Annotated in this window: 10 protein-coding genes; 6 read left to right on the top strand and 4 right to left on the bottom strand. The window is 41.0% G+C overall.

Going from position 1 to position 12,789, the window contains the following annotated elements:
• On the top strand, positions 1 to 1,182 hold a 1,182-nt coding region (locus tag H6G14_RS18810; RefSeq protein ID WP_190568849.1), incomplete at its 5' end, for an AIPR family protein.
• Between the two features lie 410 nt (positions 1,183 to 1,592).
• Here H6G14_RS18810 and H6G14_RS18815 read toward each other — a convergent pair.
• Genes H6G14_RS18815 through H6G14_RS18825 form a run of 3 tightly spaced genes read right to left on the bottom strand, consistent with a single transcriptional unit; the run spans position 1,593 to position 4,891 of the window.
• Positions 1,593 to 2,729, bottom strand: a complete 1,137-nt coding sequence (locus tag H6G14_RS18815) for an SCO family protein (RefSeq protein ID WP_190568850.1) — start codon at positions 2,727 to 2,729, stop codon at positions 1,593 to 1,595.
• The gene (locus tag H6G14_RS18820) at positions 2,726 to 3,514 is read right to left on the bottom strand and encodes a hypothetical protein (RefSeq protein WP_190568851.1); all 789 of its coding nucleotides are present in this window, start codon (positions 3,512 to 3,514) and stop codon (positions 2,726 to 2,728) included. Before H6G14_RS18820 ends, H6G14_RS18815 begins: the two co-directional genes overlap by 4 nt.
• 54 nt (positions 3,515 to 3,568) lie before the next feature.
• Positions 3,569 to 4,891 carry a tyrosinase family protein gene (locus H6G14_RS18825; protein WP_199326219.1) on the bottom strand — a complete coding sequence of 441 codons (1,323 nt, stop codon included), beginning with the start codon at positions 4,889 to 4,891 and terminating at the stop codon, positions 3,569 to 3,571.
• A gap of 109 nt (positions 4,892 to 5,000) precedes the next feature.
• On the opposite strand from H6G14_RS18825, the gene H6G14_RS18830 reads away from it, so the two are divergent.
• The 4 genes from H6G14_RS18830 to H6G14_RS18845 all read left to right on the top strand — a co-directional run bounded on the left by H6G14_RS18830 (position 5,001) and on the right by H6G14_RS18845 (position 11,005).
• Complete coding sequence (locus H6G14_RS18830; protein WP_190568921.1) at positions 5,001 to 5,237, top strand: hypothetical protein; 237 nt, start codon at positions 5,001 to 5,003, stop codon at positions 5,235 to 5,237.
• Between the two features lie 568 nt (positions 5,238 to 5,805).
• A complete protein-coding gene (locus H6G14_RS18835; protein WP_190568852.1) occupies positions 5,806 to 7,932 on the top strand; it encodes a lipoxygenase family protein in 2,127 nt (708 codons plus the stop codon).
• 706 nt (positions 7,933 to 8,638) lie between these two features.
• A complete protein-coding gene (locus H6G14_RS18840; protein WP_190568853.1) occupies positions 8,639 to 9,628 on the top strand; it encodes a trypsin-like serine peptidase in 990 nt (329 codons plus the stop codon).
• A gap of 375 nt (positions 9,629 to 10,003) precedes the next feature.
• Positions 10,004 to 11,005 (top strand): hypothetical protein, encoded by a 1,002-nt coding sequence (locus tag H6G14_RS18845; RefSeq protein ID WP_199326220.1) that lies wholly within the window; start codon positions 10,004 to 10,006, stop codon positions 11,003 to 11,005.
• Positions 11,006 to 11,197: 192 nt separating this feature from the next.
• Here the strand turns inward: H6G14_RS18845 and H6G14_RS18850 are convergent, their stop codons facing one another.
• Positions 11,198 to 11,392, bottom strand: a complete 195-nt coding sequence (locus H6G14_RS18850) for a hypothetical protein (protein WP_190568854.1) — start codon at positions 11,390 to 11,392, stop codon at positions 11,198 to 11,200.
• Positions 11,393 to 11,646: 254 nt separating this feature from the next.
• Here H6G14_RS18850 and H6G14_RS18855 point away from each other — a divergent pair, with 254 nt between their 5' ends.
• Complete coding sequence (locus tag H6G14_RS18855; RefSeq protein ID WP_190568855.1) at positions 11,647 to 12,483, top strand: response regulator; 837 nt, start codon at positions 11,647 to 11,649, stop codon at positions 12,481 to 12,483.
• Positions 12,484 to 12,789 lie beyond the last annotated feature (306 nt).

A 12,789-nucleotide genomic window follows, 5' to 3' on the forward strand; every position in this document is an offset into this window, starting at 1 on the left:
ATAGACCAGTTTTTCAATGCAACTTCCAATTGCATTATCGCTACCGTTCACGTTGACAGCTTTCCCGCCGACCTACCCCTAGAACCGAATATTCGGGAACCAAACAAGAAAAGTTCGACATACAGACAGATTTTTGACTCTCTGACTACCGAACCCGAAAAGTTCTTCGAGCGACATAGTGGGATTGTACTGTGTGCCAACAAAGTCAAGCCCAACAGTAAAAAGACACAACTAGAATTAGAGATACTTGAGGCTTCTGAGGGTGGTAGCGACGGTATCATTAATGGTGGGCATACGGTTTTAGCGTTTGAGCAAGCAAGAAATTATAAATATGACCTAACCGAAGCTAGAGTCAAAGTCACAATTCATATTGGATTAACTGAGGATGAGGCGAAAGACATTGCCCTAGCATCAAACACATCTGCCCCAGTAGATGCCCGTTCTAAAGTCAACGCCAGAGGTGACTATAAATTCCTCAAGCAGTTTTTAGCGCAATTGGAACGTGAGCAAAAGACAAAGTTCAGAATTGCATATTACCAAAACCAAAGCGGTACACCAAAAAGTCCCCAGTGCAACGTCAACCATTTGATTAAGTTGATGAACTGTTTGGACAGGAATAAATATAATCCAGACTCTAAAAGCAGAACCAAACACCCACCTGTGAGTAACACCCCGTCATTGAGTGAGGCGGAAAGACAACGGCTGTCGAAACTGTTACCGTTACTGTCCAAAGGGTTGTGGGTTGAGCAGCGACTATTTCAGGTAATCGAGGAGCATATTACTAAGCCTAAAAGAAAGGGAGTAGTTGACCTCGCCTCCATTGACCCACGCAAGAATACACTATTGCCTGATAGTCGGTATTCGTTCGGCTTTTCTGCGCCGGCTGATATCGCCATGCCCATTGTTGCTGCTTACCGGGTGTTTTTGGATGAGAACTACAACTGGATCATTCCTTTTGATGAGTTCGCTGAAGATTTTTTACAGCATTTGTGGAATAACTATTACAAGAAATACTTAATATCGGAGAAACTGGCTGGTAATACAGTAGGCAGCAAAATCTGTCGTAATCCAATCATCTGGGATAACCTGTATGTTTCAGCACAGAGTTACCTGAATCAGCAGTTGCTTAAGATGGTTGGGTCAAGCAAGAGCAAACGTGAAGAACTGAAGCTAGTGAATTGACATATAATTATTCATTCATTCCCAAATTAAACCTATGCAAGAGCTATAAAGCTTATACTGTAAAGTATCTGAAATTCTTATGATTGTGATTCGCTCCTTATTAAAACTGCTATGACTGATACACCCAGCAATGAGTCAGCCCTGAAAGAGGGTTTACCTCCGTAGGGGACTGCGAACCCGAAGGGTCAAGATGCTTGTTGAGGGTAAATTCATTAGAATACCGAAGATGCAAGAATCCTCATACCTAAAGGTATAAGGAGTGTCAAAACAGGAAACGGGAAATTCATATTCATCGTGAAGACTGGTTAGACACAAAAGTTGTAGCAAGTGGCGTTCGGTCATACGCTTACATCCCCCTTTTAGAAAAAGCTTGCTCTACGCATCACGACTCATAACAGCTTTCTAGCCCTTCAAACCATTAGTTCTGCTATCTCAGCAATGATCTCTGAGGCATCCAATCGCCTTCTCCTCACGGCCCCAACTATACTGCACTCGGCATCAAGTACAAAGGCTTCAAGTTGATGCTGATTCACACTTGTCCCGCCATAACTCACCCCAAGTTCAAAGAACTCGCGTAGCAAGGCATGGTTGTCTAGAGTTCTCAGAAAGCGGTGGTTTTCATCAACTTGAGCGCCCCAACTGCGAGCGTATTGTGTGAGTCGCCTCGGATCGTCATACTCAGGATCATAGGTGATGGCGGCTGTACGAACCCGGCTCCCCATGTCTTTAAGGCGCTTCTGCAAACGACCCAGCCTGGATATAGTCAGTGGACACTTTGCTGGATTACCGCATCGTGTAAAGAAAAAGACCACGACTGTTGGCTGACCGCGAAAAAAATCTGGCAGCAGAAATGTAGAACCGGATTGATCCTGCAAACGGAGTTGGGTGAGTTCATAGGGGAGTGGTTGAAACAGCCGTATGATTGCTAAACTACGGTCTGCCTCTTCTTCCGTCTCTGGCAAGGGTTGAGTTTCCAGCACCTCAATAGCTTTGTTCAGGTCTGAACGTAAGTTTTCACTCTTGAGTTCACCAGCCAGCTCACGTAGTCGCGGCAGAGCGCTACGCCCACAACTGCCCAGCCACGCAAATGTTCGCAATATTTCCTTGAGGGCAGTAGTCGGTTCTCCATTGCCTCCGTAACCACCATAGGTATCAAGACGAATCAGATCATCACGATGGCGAATGTAGAGGATGGCCTCAAGTAGCGGTTGCACAAATTGGGCGGAGGGTTCTGGACGTTTGCGAAGAGCAGTCGCAGCCACGGCAGTCAGCCAAGGGTCGAACGCACTCTCCAATTCTGCAAGTACAAATGGCAGGGCCGTTTCCGGCAAAGCGCGATAAGCAAGGGCTTGAATTAGGGAACCTCGGATTCGTGTGACGGTGGCAGAATCGACACCAGCATAGACAGGGTGGCGTTCTTCAAGAAGGGCTAAAAAGTAGGGGGTGAAACTTGCATCTCCTTGACCGCGTTGAATAAAATCAATCACCTCTGCTTCCGATCTGATTGCCTGCACATCAACGACTACAGTTCCCGAATCTATTTTCATGATGATCTCCGTCGGTTGGCAAGGATGCGGATAAATTCCTCCACTGAATCTACATCTGCCTCAACATCTGCCGATCTACTCGTAAGATTAATTGGACGATCGAGATTAATTGAACCCTCGGTGTCAGGCACAGGCAATGATTCAGGTGCAAGCGCATTGAGTGCCGCTACCGCCAGCTTACGTACATTAGTTGTCTTCTGTTTATCCCTAATCACCGCCTTGAGACGCTCCACAGATGAGGGATCGCCAGCAAGATGGCGAATGGCGGCTTCTTGAGTTCGTTCGTCTGTAGACTGATCGACGAGCTTTCCTGCCAGCTCACGCACATCGGCGTGAGGGTCTTCACTGAGCAGATTCAGGGCATCGGCAGGCTCCACCAACGCCTGCTCAGGATCTTCAAGACCCTTGATTAACAGTTCTTGGGCGCGTCGGTCTCCTTGAGGGACGAGTGTAGACAAGGCGGCAAGCCTTAACTCAGGTGTGGCGAGCGCAATACGCAGAGCTTCCAAATATGCGGGTCGCCATTCGGAAAATGTGCGACTCGATATGGCTAACAGTTTCAGAGTTTGCAGTGCTGTCTGACGATTCTCCACTGTTTCTTCTGGATTAGCAAGGATTTCAAGAGGCAGCTCATGTGTATCGGGGATATCGCCTTGGGTCAACCCACTTCTACCCCTAGCACTTAGGCTTTCGAGTGCTGAACCCCGGCGTAGTTCGTTGCTTTGTGCGCGAGCAGCAGCAACCTGCTCACTTAATTGCTGTCGATATTCTTCAATGCTACTCATGATTGGTGTTCCTTAATTGATATGTTTTTTAGATGAATTCTTTAAGATGTTTTTTCAGATGAATTCATAGGGAACATCATCGTAACCATAGCCAAGTCTCGCCGTAGATGTTTCGTAGCCTTGGAAATCAATCATATCTTCCACCTTTGGCGTTTTACCTGGCGTTGATGTAACTGTCGAATCTGCAAGCCAACCTCCCGGAGCGAAGTCAGGACGGGGTGGGGTAACAATACCATTCCACGGCCACATTGTGTCAGCTAACCGCAGTCCATCTCTATCTTGTGGGGTATAACTCTCTAACTCTTGAGGGTTGATGCGTTTGTACAGCCACTGCCAGAGCGCCCATAGACGGTCAACGTTAGCATGAAGCAGGAAAAATAGAGGATCTTTCACGGCAGTAGGAACAGAGGAAATAGAGCCTGTGAATGATACATGGGCGGATGCGTGGGGGCTACGCTCTATACCTTCTCTCTGCGTAAATTCTGCATACTCATCACCTAGCGCCAGGGTTTCGCTTTGGGATATCATAGGGAAGCCGGGGGGGCTGGTTAAGGTATCGAAACGCGCACTCCGCCGAATCCCAGGCAAATCATCCGTTACCCATGCGGCAAGCGGATTATCAATGTTGAATACAACCAAGTCAGCCCTAGCGTTATCAGGCGTAGGAACTTGCCGCGTTTGTCCCATAAAGTCTGCCTGGAAGATTTTCGGTGCTGGCTCATCGAAACGCCAATAGGGTAGAGAAACTGAGGGATCTACGAGCTGAAGTTCGCGCTCCAGGTCTAGGATAAAAGCCCGATGCCAGGGTAGAAAATGTGGACCTCCGTGAGCTTGTGCGTTAGAGGGTTCAACGTGGCTCTTGCGGAAGTCCTGATAGATGCCTGTACCTGCAAGGTTGAGCTGGAAGAGAGCCTCTAGGAAGCGATCGCGCTCGCCTTGCGTCAGGTTGTTGGCATTTTTGCGAACTCGCACCATCAGAGGTAAGGTGATTTCATTCCCCACTCCATTCACGACGAGCAGACTGTCTTTATCGTTGACACTGGGAGAACCAAACTTACCGCCGATCTCGAAAGCAACCCATGAACCATCAGCAGGCAGGGTGAGTTCCAGGCTCTCTTTCGACGGTTCATTTCGAGATGAGTAAAAGACCACTACACCACCACCATCCTGTGCAGGGCGACTACTCAACTGCACTTTGAGATCCTCTGTAGTCGCACCAGGTAAACGGATGCGACAAGGGGAAGGGGCATAAGCAACATAACGCGCATTTGCGTTTAATGTTCCATTTATTTCTATTTCAATTGCCATCAAATGAGTTTTGATGTGTAATAAAATGATTATAAATACTATTGCATACTGATAACTGCATATTAACACTCTCTTTATTATTTTTAACAAGTTCAGTGCTAGAATTATTAGTCAATAAATATACAAGCTAGATCAATCTAAATGCTTATGCGATTTTGCCTGCATTTACCCTATATTGATGGTACAATTCCTCAACATCTTCCCAGCTTGGCTTCATCAATTACCATTAAATAGATGTTGTCAGGTTGATAAAGATTTGATGAGAGAGTATCTGAGGCGATGGCTACTTGTGAGCGGAGTTGTCATTCGCTGCGGATTATTACCATTATCTGCTCAAGCGCAACAAGCAACTGATGCTCAAGTTCCCGCACTGGTTGAAGCACAAAGATATTGTCAGTACGACCGCGCTGTATAAAAAGCTCTGCGGTGTGGAATTAAGTGTCAGTCAAGCATTAGTTAGAGAAACATCTCAGGATTTGCGAGCGCTAATATTTGCACGAAGTTATGGATTTGACATTCATATTTCCAGTGCAAGATATAAGACTCCAAGAGGCGATGTACTGCAAGCGATAGATTCTTTACTATGGATCTTCTTATAAGAATGAATAGCAGGGAATCATTAAAATCTGTTGACAAGCATCTATCTTAAGATGTAAATATAATGTGTATCAAATAATTGGTTAATAAGTGGCAAAAATCATCTTATTAATCGTAAACTCAGATATTGCACCTCTACGTACAACCCCAGGTAAAGTAAAAATATGGGCGGTAAAGATACCATATTTTTATAGGCTTTTATCGCTAAATTAGGACTTTTGCTTTTTTACTGACTAATAAAATTACATTAATTTTTCTTGGTGCAAGATGTAAGTAAACCCTTGAATTGACATCTTTACCACTTAAAGGTAAGAGTATCCGACAGATATTTGATAAATACCAAATTTGAAACTCGCAACAAAAGTAAAAACAAAAAGAGATGGGCCATGAGCTTAAATTTGATTCACCTGCCAAAAATTATTGAATTTTTATACCGCCTTTTAAAGTTTCTAGCAACGGTTCCTTTTGCCAATAACTTGATTTTATCTAATAAATATGAATATGACTATGAGGTTCTAGATCCTCTAGCTATGACATATATACCATCTAGCCTAATACCAGGGCTACCTGCTTTCCCTAAAGCAGATGAACTTCCTAATGAAAAGTGGTTTGCTTTAGTATTAAGTACAATAACCCTTTTGGTAAATCAAAAAACCACTGATGATGTTGTAAATGAATCCGTTCCCCAGGAAAAGGAAATTGAGGATTTAGGGTTGATTAATGACAAAATCAAAGAAGCAGAAGGGCAAGAAGCTTTAACTAATGCTGTTATGAAGCTAAAAAAGGCATTAGGACTGGCAGATACTGACGGGCAAAGCGAACTAGATTCAAAGACTAAAAATGATATTCAATTGGAAAGTAATTCGAGTGATTATGAAGATGAATTTGATAAAATAGACCGAGAAATACAGGCTTATTTAAGCCAAATTACACAGCTAGAATCTGCAACACCTAAAGCTGAAGAAGTTGAGCCAATTAATCAAGAATTATATGGACATCTTCAGGAAATTGCTAAATCTTTAGGACGAGAATTAATTAAAAATCAACCGGATTCTACAGTGAGGCTAGAAAGTCCTAGTCCTGTTCCTACTCTACCAGAGTATGAACAATTAATTAACCCATTAAAGATCAAGCCCGCAACTTTAACTAATTTTCAAAAAGATGATGTTTTTGCTTATATGCAAGTAGCTGGGCCAAACCCAGTTATGCTCAATCAAATCAAAAAAATTGATTCTCGTCTGCCAATTACCAATGAACAATACCAAAAGATTGTACATCAGGATTCTTTAGAGGCAGCACTACAAGAAAGACGAATTTATCTAGCAGACTATAAGAAGCTGGAAACTCTAGAAAATGGTAGTTTTGGTGAATTTCAAAAGTATATATATGCTCCAGTAGCTTTATTTGTAGTACCACCAGATGGATATCTAAATCGGAATTTGCTACCGATAGCAATTCGTTGTCAACAAACTCCAGGGGATGATAATCCTATATTTACGCCTCTAGATGGAGAGAACTGGATGACAGCTAAAACCGTCTTACAAATGGCAGACAGTAATTATCACGAGTTGTTCTCTCACTTAGCTCAAACTCACTTGTTTATTGAGCCTTTTGTTCTGGCTACTAATCGCTGCTTTGATAAAAGTCACGCTGTCAGACTTTTGTTGAAACCTCATTTAGAAGGTACTGTATTAATTAACTATGGCGCACATAAATTTTTACTAGCACCAGAAGGGCCTATAGACTCGCTATTAAGTGGAACTATTGACAGTAACTGCAATCTAGCTATAAAAGAAGCCCTAAGTAACTTAGCTAATTTTAATGAAGTTGCATTCCCCAAGACGTTAGAAAAACGCGGCGTTAATAATTCCCAACAGCTACCAATTTATCCTTATCGAGATGACGGAAAACTGATTTGGGATGCCATTCATCAGTGGGTTAAGAATTACTTAGGTCTGTTCTACGCCAGCGACAATTTTGTAGAAAAAGATATACAACTACAAAAGTGGGCAAGTGAGTTGCTAAATAAAGGAAAGTGTCATATTGGTGACAAAGGTGATGGACAAATTAAAACCCTAGATTATCTAGTCGAGGCTATATCCACAGTTATTTTTACAGCTAGCGCTCAACACGCTGCTGTTAACTTTCCGCAAAGCGGCTTGATGACCTACGCACCAGCATTTCCTTTAGGTTGCTATTCCCCAGCACCTAAAAAGACTCAACAGCAGCAAGATTTCATGGGTTTACTATCACCCTTAGAGCGGGCTGAACTGCAAATACAAGTCCTTTATTTGCTTGGCTCAGTCTACTATACGAAACTAGGTGATTACTCTAGCTCATTTTTGCAATCATTTCCGAAGAAGGAAGACAAGGAAAAAGTGGAAAAAGCTTTGAATAAATTCAAGGTGAATCTAAATGACATCGAAACAAAAATTCTAAACGAAGATAGCCAAAGGCTTGTGTCTTATAGATATCTGTTGCCCAACAATATTCCTCAAAGCATCAATATTTAACCAATTTATAGAGGTTGATAAATTCCCCCTCTAGTTGTACTGAATGATTTAAAACTTCAAAAGTTACTTCCTAAAAGTTTCTAGTAAATAGAGACAGAGCAAAATTAAAACAAAAGGAGATGTTTACAATGGATAAGTTTCAAGGAAGTATTAGTGAAGTTCTACAGGGCAGTCTTCAAATAGGAAACTTAGATACAACAGAAACGTTAGAGGCTGTTAATGAGTGCATAGATTTCAATTTTGACATCAAGATATTAAGTCTTTAGTGGACAGATTTGTAAATCTGGCAGATTGGAGATTAAGGGATCTGTCATAGGCATTCAAATCGGTGATAAGCTGTTGTGCATTTAAACTGGGATTTTTGAGAGCTATACTCCTTGCTGTGTCTAAATTGCTCGCTCAATTTTAATGCTGAACAGCTTACTGTGGTGGACTTATCGAAAGGAGAATTTTGTGCCAACCCGAGTATTGGGTTTGAAGAAGTCAAATATTGCTTCTATTTATTTGGTTCGTGTTTGAGAACAAGAGGGTATGTTGATGGTTGATTCCACTCGAAGCATGAATGGGATGAAGAAATAGTATGCTTCTAACTAGACTTAAATAAAAGTCATCTTTAAAATAGGCTCAAACCCATTCTTTGAGTCTATTTACAATCAAAATTTTATTCTAGCATACATATAAATTATCTAGAGATAAGGAGAAAAACATGGATTTATCACTGCAAGAAGCTATCGCAAATATCTTTGGACAAAATGTAGATGTATCTGCTGATATTGAGAATATTTTTAAGGATGAAGAAATTCAAAAAGAACTGCAAGATCGAATTTCATCTTTAGATATTTCTGCCTTACCGACTCATATTTCTGCTACGAAAGAGGATGATACTTTAAATATTGCAGAAGCAATAGTTTTAGTCACTGGCAGACCTGTATTATTCGTTCAAAATGACTCTTTCATCGCACCTGAAAGCGATATTTGGCAAGAAAGGTTGAACAAATCAAAATCTCTTATCGAATCTGCGATTAAGGCAGTTGGTCGAGTTGAACTTCGCAACCATCCTACATTAGACTGGGTGGGAACTGCTTGGCTTGTTGCTTCTGATATTTTAGTGACAAACCGCCATGTAGCGCGTGAGTTTGCTGTAAAGCAAAACAATCAATTTGTTTTTCGATCCAATCCTGCTCGCCAGACAATACGAGCCAATATTGATTTTAAAGTAGAATACGAGATAGATTCGGATGCTCCTCAATTCAAAGTGAAGGATATCCTTTATATTGAAGATGATACTAAACTGAATGACGGTGTACCAAGCCCCGACATTGCTTTCTTACGGATATCTTCTGGTGATTCACTAGCTACTCCAATCTCCTTGTTCTCCGAGCCAATCGAGCAAAATAGAGATGTAGCGGTAATCGGCTATCCAGCAAGAGATGGTGATCGAAATAATTCTCAGGTTATGGATCGAATTTTTGCTGGTGTATATGATGTAAAGAGACTACAACCAGGCAAGATTACAGGTGTAAAAGATAACTTCATAACACATGATTGTTCTACACTTGGGGGTAATTCTGGTTCTGTTGTACTCGATCTAGAAACAGGGAAAGCTTTGGGACTTCACTTCGCAGGAACTTATAGAAAAACTAATTATGCAGTCCCAGCATCTGTGATTAAAGATCGCCTTGACAGAATTCGTTAATTTGCCAAAATCAACACACAAGCCTGGTAATTAATAGCTAATTTAGTACCTGTATAAATATAAATTTTTCACTACAGGTACTATGTTTTAGTATTTACACAAAGGTGCATACTGTAGCAAGAGAAGCGGCAGAGTAGAAGTAAACATTAAGTGTTTAAAAAAAACTTTAAAATTACACACTTCAATTTAATTACACTATTTTTTAGATATTTTTTCTTAAAATTAAGAGAATAAGTTTTCTGGCTCTTCAGTTCTTTTTATGGAGTCTAATAATAAATAAAATCTAATCAGAGCCTATATTCCTTGCTATGACTGGTTTTTTAATTTTTGAGTCTTTCTATAGAATGGCTATTTTAATGCTCTACCATAAAACCAATGCAAGAACCAGTTTTGTTAGAGGTTACTATGTTAAATATTTCTATCGAAGATTATAGAATAGCTATTGGCGAAAGATTTTCAGTTGAGTTTCAACGGACACTAAGAATTCCTGATGACGATAAAACCTACCCACTTCCGCCAGGTTTGGGTGAGTTTGTAGTTAACCGCGTTGCTGACTATCTAGATCGCGTCCCAGAACATTGGAACAAGCCAAATAGTTTCTTCATTCCCATGTATCAACGAGAAGCGCTATGGCTTTGCTTTAACGGGGCAGATTGGAAGCCAAATGCAGTAAAAGTTGGGGTTGGTAATATCAATGCAATCTCTGGTGAAGTATGGGATAAAAAACTGCATGATGATCCACAAGATTATATTGTTTGTCCAGACCAACCTTGGTTAGATGGTATCAATGTTGGGGAAGGTTTGATCCGTCAATTTGTTGCCGTCCCTCTGGGGTTAGGAGATACAATTGAAGCTCAATTAACTGGGGTAGAGAAATTTGGTGGAATCCAAATTCTAGTCTATGAACCCAAACCGGGTAAATTTCCAGACCAGCCACCACCTGAGCCAGAAATAGTACTGGAATCGGTATCGATGACAAGTTCAGGGGAGTATGAAATGGGACTTGGAGCAGGAGGTAAGATGCAACAGAAAATTTATCCTGACGAGTATGGAATAGAAACTTGGGATCTCGAAAATTACGGCTCTATTTTTGTCTATATTGTCAATAGCGAAAAGTACCGAGAGATAACTGGTCTTGAACCGCCTCCAACACCAATTAGCGCTCAGACTTATACCGAGTATGGGTTCCCTTGGTTTAGCCTCTACGATGAAAAAAAAGGCGACACTCCCGCATCTGCGAGATTGGCAGAGGTAAAAACAATCCGAGAACGAGAGGCTGAAAGGGAAATTAACAATCAGGAAGATGATTTATCTGTAGATGTGCCTCAATCGAATATCAAAAAATTGTATTTCTCAGGAGATGGTGAAGAATTTTAATGTAAACTGTAGTGGCATTCATCCACAGACCATAGTAATAATCCTAGTTCATTAAAATAAACCGAAATTCAAACCAAGTCCAAGTAGGCAACCTTTCAGTAAACTATTGTGATTGCACAGGAGTTTTAACCTCCCGGCGGGTGAAGCAACGGGTCTAAACCCCTAGCTCAGGCGAAGCCAGCTAGAGGTAGTTCATAGCGATCGCAAATTGAAATATTCAGGAACCATTGGTTCTTGATTTTTTTGAAGAGGGAGTCGGGGAACCACTTTTTGATCTGCCGCAAAGTCTTTTTCGCTGGTTGAGGGGTTTTCTTGTACTGCGGTGGCGTTCCGCCCACCATAGGTGATCACGCCTGCTTCCCTTAGCTTGTCTGGTTCCTTAACCAAGTACAGTATAAAAGTTTACCTTAAGGATCAATCAGTCTTCCTTATCAATGCGTCTATAGCTCCATTCAAAGCAATACTAAAAAAGTATTTCCGTTGAATTCCGTAAAAGCGAAAGCTGAGTCTGTATACATCTCAGTATAAACCCTTATACGGATTTAGGCATTCCTGAGACAATTTTGGCTAAATGCTTAAAAATTCTCTTGTAAATGTCAATACCTGATAAGGCAAACTTTAGCTGAGTAAGTATAAGTTAGATGAACATATTGCCAACCCCTCTCACAGTAGGGAGCATCCAGGTTTTGATTGTAGAGGATGAATTTATCCTTGCATTTGACCTCAAAGAAAAGTTGGACAACTTAGGACACAAGGTTATAGATATTGTAGATTCCGCAGAGGAAGCAATTAAGACCGCAATTGAGTTTCACCCAGACTTAATTTTGATGGATATTCGGCTGCGCGGTAAAATGGACGGAATTGAAGCCGCCAGAGAAATTTGGACTTATCTACGCATCCCTATTATTTATGTGACTGGACACTCTGATAAAAGTACTGTAGAAAGAGCTACAGAGATATTTACTTTCGGTTATGTCCTTAAACCTGTTAGCGAAGAAAATCTCTATGTTGCTATTCAAACAGGACTTACTAATTTTCAATATAAGCAAGCAGAATTTTTATTACATAAAGCACATGAGGAATTAAAAGCGAAGTTTAGGAATTACGCTACTAAAATCTCTTTGCTGAATGAGGAATTACAACTAGAAGTCCCTCAGCAACCTCAAGTCAACTCAGAGTGGCAGATCAAGGAAGAGTACATTTGTCCAAAGGATAAGTCTGCGTCTCTATTAACATCGCGCCAAATTGAAATTTTACGATTGATTGCAGAAGGACTTTCCACAAAAGGGATTGCAGAATCCATCAATATCAGTCCTAAAACAGTCGAAGCACACCGAGTACAATTGATGAAACGTTTGAATATTCATGATGTTGTGGGTTTAGTGCGCTATGCAGATCGTCATGGTATAAGAACTTTTGATACTGGAGAAAAACCTGTGAGTGAACAAGATGAGTATGGGACTAAGGAAATTCCTTAGTTCTATAAGGATTTTCCTAATTGTGTTTCGATTGTATTTAAAGTATTGTCTAGAAAACTATACAGTGGTGAAAATAAACAGCAAATAAAAGTTTTGTATAAATGTGTGTGATTTTATTAAGAAATTGCACCCATCTAGGATTCAACAACACGGCTTATGTGAGTTGATAGGATTCCAAGCAGATGATTATCAAAGGTTATATCTTTTGGTACTGCTGGGTAATCTTCAAATTGCATAAGAGGTGTAATTGTTAGTGATACTCAAGAATAAGTATACTTTTTGTGTTTTTGGTCTTGATTAAAGCAA

Origin of the sequence: Nostoc parmelioides FACHB-3921 (assembly GCF_014696625.1) — a bacterium.
In the GTDB taxonomy this organism is placed as follows: Bacteria; Cyanobacteriota; Cyanobacteriia; order Cyanobacteriales; family Nostocaceae; genus Trichormus; species Trichormus parmelioides.